Source organism: Actinotalea lenta (assembly GCF_030586465.1).
In the GTDB taxonomy this organism is placed as follows: Bacteria; Actinomycetota; Actinomycetes; order Actinomycetales; family Cellulomonadaceae; genus Actinotalea; species Actinotalea lenta.
In genome coordinates, this window is record NZ_JAUQYP010000001.1 from 1,916,557 (window position 1) to 1,936,592 (window position 20,036).

Annotated in this window: 18 protein-coding genes; 14 read left to right on the forward strand and 4 right to left on the reverse strand. The window is 73.2% G+C overall.

The genetic code is table 11. The features are described from left to right. Window positions 1-152 precede the first annotated feature (152 nt). The 8 genes from rbfA (at window position 153) to Q6348_RS09195 (ending at window position 8,064) form a co-directional block, all read left to right on the forward strand. Complete coding sequence (rbfA, locus tag Q6348_RS09160; protein WP_304600991.1) at window positions 153-602, forward strand: 30S ribosome-binding factor RbfA; 450 nt, start codon at window positions 153-155, stop codon at window positions 600-602. A gap of 45 nt (window positions 603-647) precedes the next feature. After that, complete coding sequence (gene truB / locus Q6348_RS09165; protein ID WP_304600992.1) at window positions 648-1,628, forward strand: tRNA pseudouridine(55) synthase TruB; 981 nt, start codon at window positions 648-650, stop codon at window positions 1,626-1,628. Between the two features lie 74 nt (window positions 1,629-1,702). Continuing rightward, the gene (locus Q6348_RS09170) at window positions 1,703-2,695 is read left to right on the forward strand and encodes a bifunctional riboflavin kinase/FAD synthetase (RefSeq protein ID WP_304600993.1); all 993 of its coding nucleotides are present in this window, start codon (window positions 1,703-1,705) and stop codon (window positions 2,693-2,695) included. Window positions 2,696-2,860: 165 nt separating this feature from the next. Then, window positions 2,861-3,130, forward strand: coding sequence for a 30S ribosomal protein S15 (rpsO, locus tag Q6348_RS09175; RefSeq protein ID WP_304600994.1), 270 nt, complete (start codon window positions 2,861-2,863; stop codon window positions 3,128-3,130). Window positions 3,131-3,279: 149 nt separating this feature from the next. Further along, a complete protein-coding gene (locus Q6348_RS09180) occupies window positions 3,280-5,508 on the forward strand; it encodes a polyribonucleotide nucleotidyltransferase (protein ID WP_304600995.1) in 2,229 nt (742 codons plus the stop codon). 1 nt (window position 5,509) lies between these two features. Next, complete coding sequence (locus Q6348_RS09185) at window positions 5,510-6,838, forward strand: M16 family metallopeptidase (RefSeq protein ID WP_304600996.1); 1,329 nt, start codon at window positions 5,510-5,512, stop codon at window positions 6,836-6,838. Between the two features lie 10 nt (window positions 6,839-6,848). Beyond that, the gene (gene dapB, locus Q6348_RS09190) at window positions 6,849-7,595 is read left to right on the forward strand and encodes a 4-hydroxy-tetrahydrodipicolinate reductase (protein ID WP_304600997.1); all 747 of its coding nucleotides are present in this window, start codon (window positions 6,849-6,851) and stop codon (window positions 7,593-7,595) included. A gap of 13 nt (window positions 7,596-7,608) precedes the next feature. Beyond that, entirely contained in the window at window positions 7,609-8,064 is a 456-nt protein-coding gene (locus Q6348_RS09195; protein WP_304600998.1) for a hypothetical protein, read from the forward strand. Between the two features lie 79 nt (window positions 8,065-8,143). Here Q6348_RS09195 and Q6348_RS09200 read toward each other — a convergent pair whose 3' ends face one another. From Q6348_RS09200 to Q6348_RS09215, 4 genes are read right to left on the reverse strand one after another with little or no spacing between them, the layout of a single operon-like run. Continuing rightward, a complete protein-coding gene (locus Q6348_RS09200) occupies window positions 8,144-8,674 on the reverse strand; it encodes a GNAT family N-acetyltransferase (RefSeq protein ID WP_304600999.1) in 531 nt (176 codons plus the stop codon). A gap of 45 nt (window positions 8,675-8,719) precedes the next feature. Continuing rightward, complete coding sequence (locus Q6348_RS09205) at window positions 8,720-9,028, reverse strand: AzlD domain-containing protein (protein WP_304601000.1); 309 nt, start codon at window positions 9,026-9,028, stop codon at window positions 8,720-8,722. Then, a complete protein-coding gene (locus Q6348_RS09210; RefSeq protein WP_304601948.1) occupies window positions 9,025-9,729 on the reverse strand; it encodes an AzlC family ABC transporter permease in 705 nt (234 codons plus the stop codon). The genes Q6348_RS09205 and Q6348_RS09210 overlap by 4 nt, the downstream gene beginning before the upstream one ends. Window positions 9,730-9,741: 12 nt before the next feature. Beyond that, the gene (locus Q6348_RS09215; RefSeq protein ID WP_304601001.1) at window positions 9,742-11,211 is read right to left on the reverse strand and encodes an NAD-dependent succinate-semialdehyde dehydrogenase; all 1,470 of its coding nucleotides are present in this window, start codon (window positions 11,209-11,211) and stop codon (window positions 9,742-9,744) included. 73 nt (window positions 11,212-11,284) lie between these two features. On the opposite strand from Q6348_RS09215, the gene Q6348_RS09220 reads away from it, so the two are divergent. From Q6348_RS09220 to Q6348_RS09245, 6 genes are read left to right on the forward strand one after another with little or no spacing between them, the layout of a single operon-like run. Then, the gene (locus Q6348_RS09220) at window positions 11,285-12,094 is read left to right on the forward strand and encodes a thymidylate synthase (protein WP_304601002.1); all 810 of its coding nucleotides are present in this window, start codon (window positions 11,285-11,287) and stop codon (window positions 12,092-12,094) included. After that, a complete protein-coding gene (locus Q6348_RS09225; RefSeq protein ID WP_304601003.1) occupies window positions 12,091-12,669 on the forward strand; it encodes a dihydrofolate reductase in 579 nt (192 codons plus the stop codon). Before Q6348_RS09220 ends, Q6348_RS09225 begins: the two co-directional genes overlap by 4 nt. 10 nt (window positions 12,670-12,679) lie before the next feature. Further along, on the forward strand, window positions 12,680-13,591 hold the full coding sequence (gene dapA, locus Q6348_RS09230; protein ID WP_304601004.1) for a 4-hydroxy-tetrahydrodipicolinate synthase: 912 nt from the start codon (window positions 12,680-12,682) through the stop codon (window positions 13,589-13,591). Then, window positions 13,591-15,276 carry a ribonuclease J gene (locus tag Q6348_RS09235; RefSeq protein WP_304601005.1) on the forward strand — a complete coding sequence of 562 codons (1,686 nt, stop codon included), beginning with the start codon at window positions 13,591-13,593 and terminating at the stop codon, window positions 15,274-15,276. The genes dapA and Q6348_RS09235 overlap by 1 nt, the downstream gene beginning before the upstream one ends. Window positions 15,277-15,334: 58 nt before the next feature. Further along, complete coding sequence (locus Q6348_RS09240) at window positions 15,335-17,869, forward strand: FtsK/SpoIIIE family DNA translocase (protein ID WP_434062048.1); 2,535 nt, start codon at window positions 15,335-15,337, stop codon at window positions 17,867-17,869. Next, the gene (locus Q6348_RS09245; RefSeq protein ID WP_304601006.1) at window positions 17,854-20,013 is read left to right on the forward strand and encodes a sensor domain-containing protein; all 2,160 of its coding nucleotides are present in this window, start codon (window positions 17,854-17,856) and stop codon (window positions 20,011-20,013) included. Before Q6348_RS09240 ends, Q6348_RS09245 begins: the two co-directional genes overlap by 16 nt. Window positions 20,014-20,036: the final 23 nt, after the last annotated feature.

Genomic DNA, 20,036 nt, shown 5'->3' on the forward strand with positions numbered 1-20,036 from the left:
GCGGGCCGGGCAACCGGGGCGCAGCCCACCCGACGCCCTCCTTCGTCGGGCGTCCCGCCAGGCCCACCAGGGCCGCGCACCGGCCGCCAGGCCCGATCCCTCCGGCTCACCGTGGGTACCCGCGCGGAGCCATGACACCTCGGAGGAACCAGATGGTCGATCACCCACGGGCGAGGAAGCTCGCCGACCGGATCCAGGAGATCGTCGCGCGGATGCTCGACACCCGGATCAAGGATCCGAGACTCGGGTTCGTCACCGTCACCGACGTGCGGGTGACGGGCGACCTGCAGCACGCGTCGGTCTTCTACACCGTGCTCGGTGACGAGGCGGCGCGAGAGGACAGCGCCGCGGCGCTCGCGAGCGCCACCGGAGTGATCCGGTCCGAGGTGGGGCGGCAGACGGGTGTGCGGCTGACGCCGACGCTCGAGTTCGTGCTCGACGCCGTCCCGGACACCGCCGCCCACCTGGAGGACGCGCTGCGGGTCGCAGCCCAGCGTGACGCCGAGGTGGCGGCGCTGGCCGCGTCCGCGCAGTACGCCGGCGAGATCGACCCGTACCGCCACCCGGTCGAGGACGACGACGACGGCTCCGACGAGGGCTGATCGGCCCCGGCCAGCGCGCCGCAGCCGGAGCACTAGCCTGTCCGGGTGGCGCGCACGCAGGACGGACCCGACGGCATCGTCGTGATCGACAAACCCGCCGGCATGACGTCCCACGACGTCGTCGCGCGGGCACGGCGGCTGCTGCACACCCGCAAGGTCGGCCACGCAGGGACCCTGGACCCGATGGCCACGGGGGTGCTCGTGCTCGGGGTCGGGCGCGGGACGCGGCTGCTGACATACCTGGTGGGGGCGGACAAGGAGTACGTCGCGACGGTGCGACTGGGCCAGGCCACCACCACCGACGACGCCGAGGGCGACGTGACCGACTCGCCCGGCCTGATGGAGCTGGCGCCCGGCGCGCTGCGTGGGGCGGTGGCCTCGCTCACCGGCCCGATCGACCAGGTGCCCAGTGCCGTGAGCGCCGTCAAGGTGGACGGTCGGCGCGCCTATGCCCGCGTGCGAGCGGGGGAGCACGTCGAACTGGCCGCGCGCCCCGTGGTCGTGCACGCCTTCGACGTGAGTGAGCCGCGGACCGCGCGCGCGGACGACGGGACCGCGGTGATCGACCTCGAGGCGCGGGTGGTCTGCTCGTCGGGGACGTACGTGCGCGCGCTGGCGCGGGACCTCGGCAGCGCGCTCGGGGTCGGGGGGCATCTCACCGCGCTCCGCCGCACCCGGGTCGGTGGGTACGGGCTCGACGTGGCGGTCCCGCTGCCGCCGTCCGAGCACGCGGACGCCCCGGTCGGTGCGGGTGGGCTGCGCCTTCTGCCGCTCGCGGACGCGGCCCGGTCGGTGTTCCCGGTGCGTGAGCTGACCGCCGAGGAGGCCCGCGAGCTGTCCTTCGGGCGGTCGATCGCCCTGCCCGCGCCCGCGTCGGCCGCGGGCGCCCCCGGTCCGGCCACGTCGGACCCGGCCGGCACGGCCGAGGCGCCGGCCGCGGGCATCTCACCGGACGGCGTGCTGGTCGCCCTCCTCGCCCGGCGCGGCGACCGGGTGCGGCCGGTCCTGGTCCTCGCGCCCGCATAGTCGCCTCGCGTGCGGCGCAGCTCGCCGGTCGTGGCAGGCTTGTCCCGGCAGTCCGAGCAACGAGGAGGAGCGGCGTGGAGCGCTGGACCGACCTGGGCCAGGTGCCTGCGCTGACGCGCTCGGTCGTCACGATCGGCAACTTCGACGGCGTCCACCGCGGTCACCGCAGTGTGCTCGGTGCGATGGTGGCCGACGCGCGGCGGCTCGGTGGCACGTCCGTGGCGGTCACGTTCGACCCCCACCCGGCCCAGGTGCACCGACCCGAGGAGGCGCCACCGCTCATCACCGGCCTGGCCGATCGCCTCGAGCTCCTCGCCGAGACGGGCCTGGACGCCACTCTGGTGGTGCACTACACGCCCGAGTTCGCGGCGCAGGAGCCCGAGGTCTTCGTCCGGCGCTACCTGGTCGACGCGCTGCGGGCCGCCGTGGTGGTGGTGGGCAGGGACGTGCGGTTCGGGCGCCAGAACTCGGGTGACCTGGCGACCATGGTCGCGCTGGGCGAGACGTACGGCTTCGAGGTCCAGGTCATCTCCGACGTGCACGGTGGCCCGGACCCGGCGCGGCGGTGGTCCTCGACGTGGGTGCGCGAGCTGCTCGCCGTCGGAGACGTGGGCGGCGCCGCCGAGATCCTGGGGCGTCCGCACCGCGTGCGGGGCGTCGTGGTGCGCGGTGACGCCCGCGGGCGCGAGCTCGGCTTCCCGACAGCCAACCTCGGGGCCGACCTGCAGGGCATGGTGCCCGCCGACGGCGTCTACGCCGGCTGGATGCGGCGCGTCGGCCACCCTGCCGACGCGCCTGACGGGTACCTTCCCGTCGCCGTGTCGATCGGCACCAACCCGACGTTCGACGGCCATGAGCGGCGCGTCGAGGCCCACGTGCCCGACCGCACCGACCTCGAGCTGTACGGCGAGGAGGTGGTGCTCGAGCTCGTGGAGATGCTCCGTCCCACCTGGCGGTTCGACTCGGTCGAGGCGTTGGTCGCGCAGATGCACGACGACGTGGCGCGCACGCGCGCCCGGCTCTCCGGGGGTCCCCTGCGCACGGGGAGTGCCGAACCGGGCTGGTGAGGGCCGACGAGGCCCCGCGCCGGCGCGCCTGCCCGGATCGTGCAGGTTCGGGTCGCTGGTCCCCGACTGGTACGATGCCGACTGCCGTAAGACCGGCCGCGGACCCAGAGCGCCCGGGTGGACATGCCCCGGAGCACCGCGCAACGAGATCATCAAGGAGAGCCCGTGCCCCTCGACGCCGCCACCAAGCAGCAGATCATGTCCGAGTACGCGACGTCCCCGAACGACACGGGCTCGCCCGAGGTCCAGATCGCACTGCTCAGCCAGCGCATCAAGGACCTCACCGAGCACCTCAAGGAGCACAAGCACGACCACCACTCGCGTCGTGGGCTCCTGCTGCTCGTCGGCCAGCGCCGCCGCCTGCTCGGCTACCTGCAGAAGGTCGACATCGAGCGCTACCGCAGCCTGATCGAGCGGCTCGGTCTGCGTCGCTGACCCCCAGCCCGGGCCGTGAGGCCCGGGCACGTTCATGTTCACCACCCCGGACCGGCGGCCGGTCCTCGGTAGTGGCTCGCGGACCGGGTGTCCGCGAACCTCGATCGAAGACCGTCTGGCAGGGCGGGGCTTCGTAGAGAGGGGCTCCCGTGGAGGGACCCGAGATCCAGTTCGCCGAGGCCACGATCGACAATGGTCGCTTCGGCACCCGCACCATCCGGTTCGAGACCGGGCGCATCGCCAAGCAGGCCGCCGGCTCCGCCGTGGCGTACCTCGACGGTGAGTCGATGCTGCTGTCCGCCACCACGGCCGGCAAGCACCCGAAGGAGCAGTTCGACTTCTTCCCGCTGACGATCGACGTCGAGGAGCGGATGTACGCCGCCGGGCGCATCCCGGGCTCGTTCTTCCGCCGCGAGGGCCGTCCGTCGACCGAGGCGATCCTGGCCTGCCGGTTGACCGACCGCCCGCTGCGCCCGCTGTTCGTCAAGGGCCTGCGCAACGAGGTCCAGGTCGTCATCACCGTGATGGCCCTGCACCCGGACGACGCCTACGACGTCGTCGCCATCAACGCGGCGTCGATGTCCACGCAGCTGTCGGGCCTTCCGTTCTCCGGCCCGGTCGGCGCGGTGCGGATCGCGCTCATCGACGGCCAGTGGGTGGCCTTCCCGCGCTACTCCGAGCGCGAGCGCGCCACGTTCGACATGGTGGTCGCTGGCCGCGTCGTCGGTGACGACGTCGCGATCGCGATGATCGAGGCCGAGGCGCCCGAGGGTGCCTGGAACCTCATCAAGAACGAGGGTGCCGTCGCGCCGTCGGAGGACCGCGTGGCCGAGGGCCTCGAGGCCGCCAAGCCGTTCATCCGCTCGCTGTGCGAGGCGCAGATCGAGCTGGCGGGCAAGGCCGCCAAGGAGACCCGCGAGTTCCCGACGTACCCGGACTACCAGGCCGACGTCTACGAAGCCGTCGAGGCGGCGGCCGAGGGTCGGCTGGGCGAGGCGCTGTCCATCGCGGACAAGCAGGACCGCGAGAACCGGATCGACGAGCTCAAGGTCGAGGTCCAGGCCGAGCTCGCGCAGTCGTTCGAGGGGCGCGAGAAGGAGATCTCCGCTGCCTACCGCGCCGTGCAGAAGAAGGTCATCCGCCGCCGCATCCTCACCGACGGCTTCCGGATCGACGGCCGTGGTCTGCGCGACATCCGCACGCTGTCCGCCGAGGTCGAGGTGCTCCCGCGGGTGCACGGCTCGGCGTTGTTCGAGCGCGGTGAGACCCAGATCCTGGGCGTCACCACGCTGAACATGCTCCGCATGGAGCAGCAGCTCGACACGCTGTCGCCCGAGACCCGCAAGCGCTACATGCACAACTACAACTTCCCGCCCTACTCGACCGGCGAGACCGGCCGGGTCGGCTCGCCCAAGCGCCGCGAGATCGGTCATGGCGCGCTGGCCGAGCGTGCTCTGATCCCGGTCCTGCCGACCCGCGAGGAGTTCCCCTACGCGATCCGGCAGGTCTCCGAGGCGCTGGGCTCCAACGGCTCGACCTCGATGGGCTCGGTCTGTGCCTCGACGCTGTCGCTGCTCAACGCGGGCGTGCCGCTGCGGGCACCGGTCGCGGGCATCGCGATGGGTCTGGTGTCCGACGTGGTGGACGGTCAGCCGCGGTACGCCGCGCTGACCGACATCCTCGGTGCCGAGGACGCGTTCGGTGACATGGACTTCAAGGTCGCCGGCACGCGCGAGTTCGTCACGGCCATCCAGCTGGACACCAAGCTCGACGGCATCCCCGCCGACGTCCTGGCCGACGCACTGACCCAGGCGCGCGAGGCTCGGCTGTACATCCTCGACGTGATGCACGAGGCGATCGACGCCCCCGACGAGATGTCGCCCACCGCTCCGCGCGTCATCACGGTCAAGGTCCCGGTCGACAAGATCGGTGAGGTCATCGGCCCGAAGGGCAAGATGATCAACCAGATCCAGGAGGAGACCGGCGCCGACATCACGATCGAGGACGACGGCACGGTCTACATCGGCGCGACCGACGGTCCGTCGGCCGAGGCCGCGCGGGCGCAGATCAACGCGATCGCCAACCCGCACATGCCCGAGGTCGGCGAGCGCTTCGTGGGAACGGTCGTCAAGACGACCTCGTTCGGCGCGTTCATCTCGCTGACCCCTGGCAAGGACGGGCTGCTGCACATCTCGCAGATCCGCAAGCTCGTGGGCGGCAAGCGCATCGACTCGGTGGAGGACGTGCTCTCGGTCGGCCAGAAGGTGCAGGTCGAGATCGGCGAGATCGACCCGCGCGGCAAGCTCTCGCTGCACGCGGTGGTCCAGGAGGACAAGGACGAGGCGGTCTCGTCCGAGGACGAGGGCACCCAGGACTGAGGTGCCCGTCGATCTCCCGCTGGAGCCCGGTCACGCGCTGACCGCCGGGCAGGACGGGGGCGCCATCGTGCGCCGCTCCGTCCTGCCCGGCGGCGTCCGGGTCCTCACCGAGTCCATGCCCGGGCTCCGGTCTGCGACGATCGGGGCCTGGGTCGGCGTCGGCTCGCGTGACGAGCGGGACGGGCACCACGGCTCGACGCACTTCCTCGAGCACCTGCTGTTCAAGGGCACGGAGCGTCGAACGGCCATGGACATCGCCGAGGCGTTCGACGCCGTGGGCGGTGAGGCCAACGCGGCGACCGGCAAGGAGCACACCTGCTACTACGCGCGGGTGCTCGACGCCGACCTGCCGATGGCGGTGGACGTCATCGCCGACATGGTCACCTCGGCGCGGCTCGATGCCGGTGAGCTCGAGATCGAGCGCGGGGTGATCCTCGAAGAGCTGGCGATGAACGACGACGACCCGAGCGACGTGGCACACGAGGCGTTCGCGACGGCCGTGCTGGGCGACCACCCGCTCGGTCGGCCGATCGGCGGGACGCCGGACACGATCCGCGCGGTACCCCGAGATGCGGTCTGGGACCACTACCGCGAGCACTACACGCCGTCCTCCCTGGTGATCACCGCGGCCGGCGGCGTGGACCACGGCGTGCTGTGCGACCAGGTCACGGGTGCGCTCGAGGTCGGTGGCTGGTCCCTGGGGCCCGGGGCCGCGCCTGCGGCGCGGCGGATCGCCGACGCACCGTGGGTGCCGGGTGCCGGCACCGAGCTCGTCGTGCACCGGGCGACCGAGCAGGCGAACGTCATCGTCGGCGGCGTGGGCCTGACGGCGACCGACGAACGGCGGTACGCGATGTCCGTCCTGGGAGCGGTGCTCGGCGGGGGGATGTCCTCCAGGCTCTTCCAGGAGATCCGCGAACGACGCGGACTTGCCTACGCGGTCTACTCGTTCTCCTCCGGGCACGCCGACACCGGCCTGTTCGGCCTGTACGCAGGCTGCACGCCGGACAAGGTCGAGGAGGTCGAACGCCTCATGATCGAACAGGCGGAGCGGCTCGCCGGTGAGCCGATCACGGGCGCCGAGCTGGATCGCAGCATCGGCCAGCTGTCGGGGAGCCTCGTCCTGGGCATGGAGGACACCGGGTCCCGGATGAACCGCCTGGGCAAGGCCGAGCTCGTCCAGGGTGAGCTGGTCAGCGTCACCGAGGCGCTCGAGCGCATCCGGTCGGTCACGGCCGCGGAGGTCACCGACCTCGCCGCGGAGCTCCTCGCCCGTCCGCGCTCGGTGGTCCGGGTCGGGCCGTTCGGGCGCGGGGCCGGTGCCAGCTAGGCTGGCGGCCGTGGAGACGCTGCGGGTGGCCGTCCTCGGCGCTGCGGGCCGGATGGGGCGCACCGTGTGCGCCGCCGTCGAGTCCGCGGATGGCATGGAGCTGGCCGCCCGCCTGGACGTCGGGGACGAGGTCGCCGACGTGCGGGGCGCTGCCGACGTCGCCGTGGACTTCACGGTGCCGAGCGCGACCGAGGCCAACGTGCACGCCCTGCTGGACGCCGGCGTGCACGCGGTGGTCGGGACCACCGGCTGGGACGGGCCGGCGCTGGATCGTGTGCGCGAGCATCTCGCGCACACGCCGGGGCTGGGGGTGCTCGTGGCACCGAACTTCGCGCTCGGGGCCGTGCTGGCCATGGCGTTCGCCGCCAAGGCCGCGCCGTGGTTCGAGTCGGTCGAGGTGGTCGAGCTGCACCATCCGGACAAGGTCGACGCACCTAGCGGTACGGCTCGGCACACGGCCGCGGGGATCGCGGCGGCACGCCGGGCCGCGGGCCGGGGCGCGATGCCGGACGCGACGCAGACCGGGCTCGACGGTGCGCGCGGTGCGGACGTGGAGGGTGTGCGGGTGCACGCGGTGCGGTTGCGCGGGCTCGTCGCACACGAGGAGATCCTGCTGGGCAACCCCGGTGAGCAGCTGACGCTGCGTCACGACTCCTTCGATCGGGTGTCGTTCATGCCGGGGGTGCTGCACGCGGTGCGGACGGTCGCGTCGCACCCGGGGCTGACGGTGGGCCTGGACGGGTATCTGGACCTGTGAGCGGAGAGCGGTCGTGAAACGTGGGCTGATCGGTGCGGTGCTGGTGACCGCGCTGCTGGTGGTGTACCTGGTCGCGGTCGCCGGGCGCGGCGTGGCGCTGATCGGCTCGGGGCAGCCCATCGGGGTGGCGCTCGGGATCGCGGTGCTCGTGCTGCCGGTCCTCGGCGTCGTGCTCGTGGCGCGCGAGTGGTGGCTCGCGCACCAGGTGCAGCAGATGGCCGACGAGCTCGCCGCGGCCGGCGGCCTGGACAGCGACACCCTGCCGCGCAGCCCTGGGGGCAGGGTGGATCGAGATGCGGCCGACGCGCAGTTCGGCGTCGCCCGGGCAGCGGTGGAAGCCTCACCGGAGGACTGGGGCGCGTGGTTCAGACTGGGCTTCGCCTACGACGCCGCGCGCGACCGCCGTCGCGCGCGTGAGGCCCTGCGCACCGCCGCCCGGCTGCACCGCGAGGCCCGCGCCGTGAGCTGAGGGCAGCCGTCCGCGCCGGTCGCGGCGCTCTCGGGCCGGTCGCGCGACCCGGTGCGGATGGCCCGGCGCCGCGGTCCGGCTAGAGCTGCGCGATCCAGCGGCGCTCGGTGACCTCGCGGCCCGGTCCGGTCGCCAGCGTACGAGTGCTGCCGTCCGGGCCGAGGCCGGCGCCGCCGAGGAACTGCTCGCGGGCGAGGTCGCCGTCGAGCACCCAGGTGCTGACCACGGTCGCACCGCGCTCGCGGCCCAGGTCGACGCATGCGGCGAGCAGCCGGGAGCCGTGGCCCGACCGCTGGTGGTCGGGGTCGACCTCGAGGGCGGTCAGCTCGATGCCGTCCTCGACGGGAACGCTGGCCGCCACTCCCACCACGCGCGGGCCGTCGCACGCGACCAGCACCCGGTGCTCCGGGGACGGCGCCTCGGTGATGGCGGACGTCCAGCGTTCCCGGACCGCGCCCGCGTCGATGAGGTCCAGGACGTCGGTGCCCAGGACCTCGACGTGGTCGGTGCGCCAGGCGCGCAGCTGGGTCCCGGCGATCGCGACGGCGTCCTCCCGGACGGCCGGTCGCACGGAGACGTCGGCGGACTCGGACGGCGTGAGCAGGGGCACGCCACCAGGCTAGGCGTGCTGGGCGGCGGTGACGAACGCGCGGCCTCAGCCCACCGCACGCAGCAGGGCCGCGACGGCGGCGGCGAGGATCACGACCACGATGAACGGCGCCCGCAACGCCAGCGCCACGGCGGCCACGGCGAGCGCGACCACGCGGGCGTCCAGCACGAGTGCACCGCCGGAGGTGAACGTCTGGACGCCCACGAGGGCGGCCAGCAACGCGACCGTCACCAGCGCGGACACGCGCGCCACGCGCGGCTGCGCGAGCCAGTGCGCCGGGACGCGGTGCCCGGCGAGCTTGGTGAGGTAGCAGGCAGCGGCGCCCCCGAGCACCGCCCACCAGGTCGCGCTCACGTGTCCTCCACGGTCGCTCGGCTGGCCGCCGCAGGGATGCGCCATCCCACCACGACCGCGACGACCGCTGCGGCCAGCACGGGCACACCGGCAGGCGTCACGGGTGTCAGGGCGAGGGCGACCACCACCGCACCCGCCGCCACGACCTGCGCGCGGCGCGCCGCCAGCCGGGGCCAGAGCAACCCCAGGAACGCCGCGCCGGCCGCGGCGTCCAAGCCCCACCTGCGGGGATCGCCGAGGGCGTCACCCACCACGGAACCGACCAGCGTGCAGGCGTTCCAGAGCACGAACACCCCGAGTCCGGCCCACCAGAACCCGAGGCGTGCCGTCTGCGGATCACGCTGGGCCGTGGAGACCGCGGTGGACTCGTCGATGGTGACGTGCGCGGCAGCGAGCCGGCGCAGGCCGCGGACCTGGAGGAACGGGGAGACCACCGCACCGTACAGCGCGTTGCGTGCGCCGAGCAGCGTGGCCGTGGCCGCGGCCGCCAGGCCGCCCCCGCCCGCGCCGACGATGCCGATGAACGCGAACTGCGACCCCCCGGTGAACATCAGCACGCTCAGCGCCTGCGCCTGGAGCGTGCTCAGGCCCGCCGTGACCGCGAGCGCGCCGAAGGAGATCCCGTACAGCCCGGTCGCCACCGAGACGGAGGCCGCCTGGCGCAGGGCGCGGCGCCGGTCGAGGTCAGGCACGCGCGCCAGGCTAGCGAGCGGTCAGATCGCCACGTACGTGGTGTCCAGGTACTCCTCGATGCCCTGCTCGCCACCCTCGCGGCCCAGGCCGGAGGCCTTGATCCCGCCGAACGGTGCCGACGGGTCCGAGACCAGGCCGCGGTTGAGCCCGAGCATCCCCGCCTCGACCTGCTCGGCCAGCCGGAACGCGCGACCCACGTCGCGCGTGTAGGCGTAGGCGACGAGCCCGAAGGGCGTGGCGTTCGCGAGCCGTAGCGCCTCGTCCTCGTCGGCGAACGTGACGATGGGCGCGACCGGGCCGAAGATCTCCTCGGTGGACGCCCGGGCGTCGGCGGGCACCCCGCGCAGGACCGTCGGGGTGTAGAAGTACCCGGCCAGGTCCGGTCGCGTACCGCCCCGGACCACGCGCGCCCCGCGGTCCACGGCGTCGGCGACCACGGCGTCCACCGAGTCCACCGCGGACGGCCGGATCAGCGGGCCCACCGTCGTGCCCTCGTGCCAACCGGGCCCGACGACGAGCTCGTCGAAGGCCGCGGCGAGCTTCTCCGCGAACGCCTCCGCGACCGACGCGTGGACCAGGAACCGGTTGGCGGCCACGCAGGTCTGCCCGGAGTTGCGCATCTTGGCCACCATCGCCCCGGTGACCGCGTCGTCCAGGTCGGCGTCCTCGAACACCAGGAACGGGGCATTGCCGCCCAGCTCCATCGAGGTGCGCAGCACCTGCCGGGCCGCGCCGCGCAGCAGGCCGCGACCCACCTCCGTCGAGCCCGTGAAGGACAGCTTGCGCAGCCGGGGGTCCGTCAGCAGCGGCTCCGTGAGCGCCGCCGGCTCCGACGTCGGCACGACGTTGATGACACCCGTCGGGAGGTCTCGCTCGGCCAGCACCTCGCGGACGACCTCGGCGAACAGGAGGGTCGTCAACGGCGTGTAGCCGGCCGGCTTGATCACCACGGGGCACCCGGCGGCCAGGGCGGGCGCCGCCTTGCGCGTGGCCATCGCGAGCGGGAAGTTCCACGGCGTGATGAGCAGCGCGGGGCCCACCGGCCGGTGCAGCACCATCTGGCGGTTCGCGCCCCCGGGCGCCGTGCGGACCGTGCCGGTGATCCGCACGGCCTGCTCGGAGAACCAGCGCACGAACTCCGCGCCGTAGGCGGTCTCCGCACGGGCCTCGGACAGCGGCTTGCCGCCCTCGGCGGTGATGAGGGCCGCGAACTCCTCCGTCCGAGCCGTGATGCGTTCCCACACCTCGCGAAGCACCTCGCTGCGCACCCGCGGCGGGGTGGCGCGCCAGGCCGGCCAGGCGTCGTGCGCGGCGGCCAGTGCAGCGGTGCCGTCCTCGGGCGAGGCATCGGCCACCTCGGCGATCGGTGCGCCGGACGCCGGGTCCAGGACCTCGAAGGTCCTCCCGGAGCCGGAAGGCCGCCACGTCCCACCGATCAGCAGGTCGGTGCGCAGCGACGGTGGGACGGGTGCGAGCTCGACAGGAACCATCCGGCCAGTATTCGCCGCGCCGGGGCGTCGCGCGCCCCGGAGAAACGCCGCTGCGCGGCCTACGATCGGGCGCATGGCTGCCGGCCCGATCCCCACGCCCTACGAGGACCTGCTGCGACACGTCATGGAGCACGGGACGCCCAAGACGGATCGAACGGGCACCGGGACCCGCTCCGTGTTCGGCCACCAGCTGCGTTTCGACCTGAGCGCCGGGTTCCCGCTGGTCACGACCAAGCGGGTGTTCATGCGTGGCGTCGCCGAGGAGCTCTTCTGGTTCCTGCGTGGCGAGCGCAATGCGCGCCCGCTGCAGGACAAGGGCGTGCACATCTGGGACGAGTGGGCCGGCGACGACGGCGACCTGGGGCCGATCTACGGCGTCCAGTGGCGCTCCTGGCCCGCCCCGGACGGGCGCCACGTGGACCAGATCGCCCAGGTGCTGGACACCTTGCGGTCCGACCCGGACTCGCGCCGGATGATCGTCTCGGCGTGGAACGTCGCGGACATCCCGAGCATGGCGCTTGCCCCGTGCCACGCGTTCTTCCAGTTCTACGTCGCCGAGGGGCGGCTGTCCTGCCAGCTCTACCAGCGCTCGGCCGACCTCTTCCTGGGTGTGCCGTTCAACATCGCGTCCTACGCCCTGCTCGTCCACATGGTGGCCCAGCAGACGGATCTCGAGGTCGGCGAGTTCATCTGGACCGGCGGTGACTGCCACGTGTACGACAACCACGTCGAGCAGGTGCGCGAGCAGCTGTCCCGCGAGCCCTACCCGGCTCCCACGGTGCGGTTGCGCAAGGCTCCCGCGATCGACGCGTACACCTGGGAGGACGTCGAGATCGTGGACTACCGCCACCATCCGGCGATCGCAGCTCCGGTGGCGGTGTGAGCCAGGGGATCGGCCTGGTCTGGGCGCAGTCGACGGACCGGGTGATCGGGGTGGACGGCGGCCTGCCGTGGCGGCTCCCGGAGGACATGGCGCACTTCCGCACCGTCACCGCCGGCGCCGTGGTGGTCATGGGCCGCACGACCTGGTGCTCCCTGCCTGCGCGGTTCCGCCCGCTGCCGGGCCGGATCAGCGTGGTCCTCAGCCGCACGGGGGGGCTGGAGCTCCCGGGGGCGATCGTGGTGCCCGGAGTGCGCGAGGCCCTCGCGCTCGCCCGTCGCACGGACCGGCCGGTGTGGGTGGCCGGCGGCGGCGAGGTCTACGCGGCCTTCGAGCCGCACGCCGAGCGCGCCGAGCTGACCGAGGTGGACGTCACGGTCGGGGAGGGGACCCCTGCTCCCGTGCTCGGCGACGGCTGGCAGGTCACCGCCGGGGAGCCTGCCGAGGGTTGGGCCACCTCGAGCGCCGGTCTGCGCTACCGGTTCCGCACGCTGAGCCGTCGGGAGCCGCGTGCGGAGCCCGGCCGGGCGGGGGCCGCCGACCGGACGCCGCCGGGCGCGCCGGCGTCGGGAGAGTAGGTTGGCGCCCATGGTCAGGACGGACACCCCGGGACGCCCGTTCGGCTCCCTGCTCACGGCCATGGTCACGCCGATGTCGCCCGACGGCTCGGTCGACATCGACGCAGGGGTCGCACTTGCGCGGCACCTGGTCGACCACGGCAGCGACGGGCTGGTCCTGAACGGCACGACAGGTGAGGCGCCCACGACGCACGCACCGGAGAAGGCCGACCTGGTGTCCGCCGTCGTCGAGGCCGTCGGGGACCGCGCGCACGTGCTGGCCGGTGCGGGCTCGAACGACACCGCGCACGCGGTTCGGATGGCCGAGCAGGCGGCGGAGGCCGGGGCCCATGGCCTCCTGGTCGTCACCCCGTACTACTCGCGGCCGTCGCAGGCCGGCGTCTACGCGCACACCGCCGCGGTCGCCGACGCGACCGACCTGCCTGTGATGCTCTACGACGTCCCGGGTCGCACGGTGGTCCGTTACGCCCCGGCCACCCTGGACCGGCTGGCCGAGCACCCGCGGGTGGTGGCGGTCAAGGACGCCACCGGAGACACCCAGGCCGCGCTGCGCGCCGCCGCCCGCACCGGCCTGGCCTGGTACTCGGGCGACGACGGCCTGCTGCTGCCGTTCCTCGCCGTCGGCGCCGTCGGTGTGGTGAGCATGGCTGCCCACCTGGTGGGGGACCAGCTGGCCGCCGTGATCCGCGCCTGGGACGCCGGCGACCACGACGCGGCCCGGCGCCGGTTCGTGGACCTGGTGCCCGTGGTCGACCTCATCGCCGGCAGCGGCAACGGTGCGCTGCGCTGCAAGCTGACGCTCCACCTGCTCGGGCGGCTGCCCAGCGCCGCCATGCGGCTGCCGCAGGTCGAGGCTGACGAGACCGAGATCGCCGAGGTCCGTGACGCGCTGGTCGCGACGGGCCTGCTCGAAGGAGACTGATGTCCCACCCGCACCCCGACCTGGGCCTTCCCCCCGCGCTCGAGCGCGGAACGCTGCGCATCGTCCCGCTCGGCGGGCTCGGCGAGATCGGCCGCAACATGTCGGTCCTCGAGCTCGACGGCCGGCTGCTCATCATCGACTGCGGCGTGCTCTTCCCCGAGGACCACCAGCCCGGGGTCGACCTGATCCTGCCGGACTTCGACTACATCGCCGACCGCCTCGACCAGGTGGAGGCCCTCGTCCTGACGCACGGGCACGAGGACCACATCGGTGCGGTGCCCTACCTGCTCCGGCTCCGCCCGGACATCCCCGTGATCGGTTCTCAGCTGACCCTCGCCTTCGTGGAGGCGAAGCTCAAGGAGCACCGGATCACTCCGCTCACGCTGGCGGTGCGGGAGGGGCAGCGCGAGCAGCTCGGACCGTTCGACTGCGAGTTCGTGGCGGTCACCCACTCGATCCCCGACGCACTCGCCGTGTTCGTGCGCACCTCGGCGGGCACGGTGCTGCACACCGGCGACTTCAAGATGGACCAGCTCCCGCTGGACGGCCGGATCACGGACCTGCGCGCCTTCGCGCGCCTCGGCGAGGAGGGGGTCGACCTGTTCATGGTCGACTCCACCAACGCCGAGGTCCCCGGTTTCGTCACGCCGGAGCGGGAGATCGGCCCGGTGCTGGACGGCGTCTTCGCGGGTGCCGAGCAGCGCATCATCGTCGCCTCGTTCGCCTCGCACGTGCACCGCGTGCAACAGGTGCTGGACGCGGCGCACTCGCACGGCCGCAAGGTGGCGTTCGTCGGCCGGTCCATGGTCCGCAACATGGGGATCGCCGCCGAGCTCGGGTACCTCGATGTGCCGGACGGGATCCTCGTCGACGCCCGGGAGGTCGACGCGTTGCCCCCGCACCGGGTGGTGCTGATGTCCACGGGCTCCCAGGGCGAGCCGATGGCGGCCTTGGCCCGCATGTCCAACGGTGACCACCCGGTCAAGATCGGTGCCGGCGACACCGTGGTGCTCGCCTCTTCGCTCATCCCGGGCAACGAGAACGCCGTCTACCGGGTGATCAACGGGCTGATGCGGCTCGGTGCGACGGTGGTGCACCAGGGCAGCGCGCGGGTGCACGTCTCCGGGCACGCCGCCGCGGGCGAGCTGACCTACTGCTACAACATCCTGCGGCCACGCAACGTCATGCCGGTGCACGGCGAGGTTCGGCACCTGGTGGCCAACGGCGCAGTCGCCCGCCGTACGGGGATCCCGGCCGAGCGGGTCCTGGTCGCCGAGGACGGCGTGGTGGTGGATCTGCGCGACGGGATCGGCGAGATCGTCGGTGCCGTGCCGTGCGGGTACGTCTACGTCGACGGATCGAGCGTGGGCGAGCTCACCGACGTCGAGCTCAAGGACCGCCGGATCCTGGGCGAGGAGGGGTTCATCTCCGTCTTCGCGGTGGTCGACTCCGCGACCGGCAAGGTCCTGGCGGGCCCGCAGGTCCACGCGCGGGGCGTGGCGGAGGAGGACGCCGTCTTCGACGCGATCCTGCCCGACATCGCCCGGGCCCTGGAGGATGCCGCGGTGGGCGGTGCGTTCGACACGCAGCAGCTCCAGCAGGTGATGCGCCGGGTGATCGGTCGGTTCGCCTCCAACAAGCTGCGCCGCCGCCCCATGATCATCCCGGTCGTGGTCGAGGCGTAGGGGGCCGCGCGGCCACGCCTCCCGGTCCTGCGGGCACCGTCCGGGTACGGTGAGCAGCATGGCGACCCGTACCTCCGGTCGCGGAAAGTCCGCGTCCCAGGCCTCCGCCCGCGGTGCCGCGCGGGGTGGGTCGCGCGCGCCCCGACCCGCTCCCAGGCAGCGCTCGTTGCCGGTTCGGATGGTCCGGGGCACGTGGTTGGGGGCAGCCCACCTGGTCGGCGGCGCCGGGCGCCGGATCGGTCAAGGGGCGCGCGACCTCGACCCTGCGCACCGGCGTGACGGCGCAGCCCTCGGCCTGCTGGGCCTCGCGGTGGTCGTCGCGGCGCGGGAATGGTGGGGGCTGTCCGGAGGCGCGGGCGTCGTGATCCACGACGTCGTGGCGGGTACGTTCGGCGTGGTCGGTGTCGCGATCCCGCTCGTGCTGCTCGCGGTCGCGATCCGTCTGATGCGCCACCCGGACCGGGTTCGCACCAACGGACGGCTGGGCATCGGCCTCGGCACGCTCCTGCTCGCCACGTGCGGCATGGCGCAGCTCGCGGATGGAGCCCCCACGCTCGACCTCGGCGTCGCCCGGCTGCACAGCGCCGGCGGCGTGCTGGGCTACCTGCTGGCCGAGCCCCTGGACAGCCTGCTCAGCGCCTGGGTCGCCTGGCCGCTCCTGGCCATCCTGGCGTTCTTCGGGCTCCTGGTCCTGACCGCCACCCCGATCCACCAGATCGTCCCTCGGCTGCGCACGGCCCACCGTCGCCTGACCCGCGCGGACCGCGGGGAGGACGAGGAGAACCTGGCCGCCCTGCCGACCATGGCCGAGCAGCAGGTCGCGCCGCGGCGGCGCCGTCGCCGCCGCGGCGGCGAGACGACCCCTGGTCCGGACGCGGGTGCGCGCGCCGGTGACGAGGCCTTCGAGCGCGCTGCGGTCACCGAGCCCGGCCCGGGCGACCCGGACGCCCCGACCGAGGTCGTACCCACGGCGCAGGAGGGCGTGATCACCTCGGAGACGGAGGTACTGGTCCCGCAGGAGCCCACCGCGCCGCCCACGTCCGGCGTCCCGCGCGGGGAGCAGCCGATGCTCGACGGCGAGGTCGTGTACACGCTGCCCGGCGACGAGGTGCTGTCCAAGGGCATGCCGCACAAGGTGCGCTCCGCCGCGAACGACCGCGTCGTCGAGGCGCTCACCAGCGTGCTGGAGCAGTTCGAGGTCGACGCCCAGGTGACGGGCTTCAGCCGTGGCCCGACGGTCACGCGCTACGAGCTCGAGCTGGGACCCGGCGTGAAGGTGGAGCGGGTCACCGCGCTGTCCCGCAACATCTCCTACGCCGTGGCCAGCGCCGACGTACGCATCCTGTCGCCGATCCCCGGGAAGTCGGCGATCGGCGTGGAGATCCCGAACTCCGACCGCGAGACGGTCTCGTTGGGCGACGTGCTGCGTTCCTCGGCCGCGCGGCGCAGCGAGCACCCCATGGTGATCGGGGTCGGCAAGGACGTCGAGGGTGGTTACGTGGTGGCCAACCTCGCCAAGATGCCGCACCTGCTCGTCGCGGGTGCCACGGGCTCCGGCAAGTCGAGCTTCGTGAACTCGATGATCACGTCGCTCCTCATGCGGGCCACGCCGGACGAGGTGCGGATGGTGCTGGTCGACCCCAAGCGGGTCGAGCTGACCATCTACGAGGGCATCCCACACCTCATCACGCCCATCATCACCAACCCCAAGAAGGCCGCCGAGGCCCTCGAGTGGGTGGTGCGCGAGATGGACGCCCGCTACGACGACCTGGCCACGTTCGGGTACAAGCACATCGACGACTTCAACGCCGGCGTGCGATCGGGCAAGGTCAAGCCGCTACCGGGCAGCGAGCGCAAGATCGCGCCCTACCCGTACCTGCTGGTCGTGGTGGACGAGCTGGCCGACCTCATGATGGTCGCCCCGCGCGACGTCGAGGCGTCCGTGCAGCGCATCACGCAGCTCGCCCGCGCGGCGGGCATCCACCTGGTCCTGGCGACCCAACGGCCGAGCGTCGACGTGGTGACGGGGCTGATCAAGGCGAACGTCCCGTCCCGCCTCGCGTTCGCGACGTCGTCGCTGACCGACTCGCGGGTCGTGCTCGACCAGCCCGGCGCGGAGAAGCTCATCGGCCAGGGCGACGCGCTGTTCCTGCCGATGGGCGCCGCCAAGCCGATGCGGGTGCAGGGCGCCTGGGTGTCCGAGAGCGAGATCCACGCCGTCGTGGAGCACGTCAGGACCCAGCTCAAGCCCACCTACCGGCCCGACGTTCTCGCGCCCGCGGCCAAGAAGCAGGTCGACGAGGACATCGGTGACGACCTGGACCTGCTGCTGCAGGCCGCCGAGCTCGTCGTGACGACCCAGTTCGGGTCCACGTCGATGCTGCAGCGCAAGCTGCGGGTCGGGTTCGCCAAGGCCGGTCGGCTGATGGATCTGCTCGAGTCGCGGGAGATCGTCGGCCCGTCGGAGGGCTCCAAGGCGCGCGACGTGCTGGTACAGCCGGACGACCTCGCAGGCACCCTCGCGCTGCTGCGTGGGGAGCCGGACGCCGGCCCGGATCCGAGCGACGACGAAGAAGGATGGGAGACGCCCTGACCGGGATCCTGCCGTGGGCGGCAGCGGCCCTGCTGGGTGGCCTCGCCGCCTGGCTGGCCCGTGCGTGGGGGCGGTCCAGGGTCGAGGCGGCCGTCCACCGCCGTGAGCTCGGGGTCGCGGTGCGCCGCGCTGCCGGGATCATGGCCGTCGGTCGTGACGGAATCCTGGTGCATGCGCCCGACGGCCGGATCCTGGACATCAACGAGGCCGCCTGCCAGGTGCTGGACAAGGCGCGCAGCGAGCTGCTCGGCACGCGTGTGGGCGAGCTCCCGGCGTCCTGGATCAACGAGGAGAACCTGCCGGTCGCCCCGGGCGCGGTCTTCGCGGCGCCGGCGGCCGGTCTGCCCGGTGAGCAGGAGCCCTTCCTGGTGGGCGTCGTCCCGGCCACCGGGGCCGCCGTGCGCTGGGTCCAGACCAGCACCCGCGCGGTGCCGGGAGCGGAGGGCGGTCACGAGCTGGTGACCACGTTGGCCGACGTCACCGGGCCGCGACAGATCCGCGCCGCGCTCGCGCGGTCTGAGACGCAGTTCCGGCTCGCCATGGAGAACGCCCCGATCGGCATGGTGCTCACGGACCGTCAATGGCGGCTGGTCGAGGTCAACGCTGCGTTCGCGCAGATGCTCGGCGTGCCGCCCGAGGCCCTGGTGGGCCGCGACCTGTCCGCCTTGTCCCACCCCGCGGACCGTGCAGCCGAACGCGCCCACGTCCAGCAGGTGCTCGCGGGCGTCGGGACCCGGTTCACGCTGGACAAGCGCTACCTGCGTGCCGACGGCCAGACGATCTGGGCCGTGCTGGATGCGGTGCTGGTGCGTTCGCCGTCCGGTGAGCCGGACCAGTTCGTCGCCCAGGTCCGGGACGCGACGGAGGCCAAGCTGCAGTCCGAGATGCTCGCGCACCGGGCCTCGCACGACCCGTTGACCGGGTTGGGCAACCGGGCGGCGATGCAGGAGGAGCTCTCGGAGGCCCTCGGCCTGCCGGATGCGGCCGACCGGGTCGCGGTCATCCTGGTGGACCTCGACGAGTTCAAGGAGATCAACGACCGGTACGGTCACGGGGCGGGTGACGACGTGCTGGTCCACGTGGGCGGCGTGCTCCGCGCGGCGTGCGGCGGCCGCGGCACGGCATTCCGGCTCGGCGGCGACGAGTTCGTGGTCGTGGTCCGCGACCCGCAGGCCGGCCGCGCGGCGTTCGAGATCGCCACGGCGGTGCACCGGGCCCTCGCCAACCCGGTGCGTACCCAGCAGCGGCGGTTCCCGGTTCGCGCCAGCCTGGGTGTCGCGGTGGTCGATGACGCTCTGCTCGCCACCGGGATGTCCGGCGTGCTCGCTGCCGGCGACGCCGCGCTGTACGCGGCCAAGGGCGCGGGACGCAGCCGGACCGAGGTGTACTCCCCGGAGATGGACGTCCCGGAGGTGTCCCGGCACGGGCTGCACCACGACCTGACCCGCGCGATCGAGCACGGGGAGCTGATCCTGCACTTCCAGCCTGTCGTGGACCTGGCGACCCAGGCCGTGGTCGGCCACGAGGCGCTGGTGCGCTGGGAGCATCCCGAACGCGGCCTGCTGCTACCGGGATCGTTCCTGGACGCGGCCAGCGAGACCGGACTGGCGGTGCCGCTGGGCCTGGAGGTGGTGCGCCTCGCGGTCGCGCACCTGGTCCGGACCCGTCCGGCCGGACGGTGGGTCTCGGTGAACGTCGCCGCGGACCAGCTCGGCGACGGTCAGCTGGTCGCGGCCATCCGCGGGGCGATGGCTCAGTACGACCTGGCCCCGGGCCGGCTGATGGTCGAGCTGACCGAGACGAGTCTCGACCCCAGTCCCCGGGTGCGTCAGGACCTGGTCGACCTGCACGCCGCCGGGGTGCCGGTGCTCATCGACGCGTTCGGCACGGGGGTTCCCCCGTTGCCGTACCTGCGCGACCTCCCGCTGGCCGGGATCAAGCTCGACATGTCCTTCACCGCGGGGATCCCCGAGGACCCTGCTGCCGCCCGGGTGGCACGCGGCCTGGGCGCGATGGCTGCGGCGATGGACCTGATCAGCGTGGCTGAGGGCGTGGAGACCTCCGAGCAGGCCACCCACCTGAAGGCCGGTGGCTGGCGGTACGGTCAGGGCTGGCTGTTCGGCGTCGCCCGAGCGACGGACTGAGACGTCCCGCAGCGTGATGCCGG

What these genes read in the sequence shown, in the direction of transcription:
- rbfA (WP_304600991.1), top strand. Translation starts at nt 153, where the DNA reads ATGGTCGATCACCCACGGGCGAGGAAGCTCGCCGACCGGATCCAGGAG.
- Q6348_RS09215 (WP_304601001.1), bottom strand. Translation starts at nt 11,211, where the DNA reads ATGGTTCCTGTCGAGCTCGCACCCGTCCCACCGTCGCTGCGCACCGAC.
- Q6348_RS09220 (WP_304601002.1), top strand. Translation starts at nt 11,285, where the DNA reads ATGGCTGCCGGCCCGATCCCCACGCCCTACGAGGACCTGCTGCGACAC.
- dapA (WP_304601004.1), top strand. Translation starts at nt 12,680, where the DNA reads ATGGTCAGGACGGACACCCCGGGACGCCCGTTCGGCTCCCTGCTCACG.
- Q6348_RS09235 (WP_304601005.1), top strand. Translation starts at nt 13,591, where the DNA reads ATGTCCCACCCGCACCCCGACCTGGGCCTTCCCCCCGCGCTCGAGCGC.
- Q6348_RS09240 (WP_434062048.1), top strand. Translation starts at nt 15,335, where the DNA reads ATGGCGACCCGTACCTCCGGTCGCGGAAAGTCCGCGTCCCAGGCCTCC.
- Q6348_RS09245 (WP_304601006.1), top strand. Translation starts at nt 17,854, where the DNA reads ATGGGAGACGCCCTGACCGGGATCCTGCCGTGGGCGGCAGCGGCCCTG.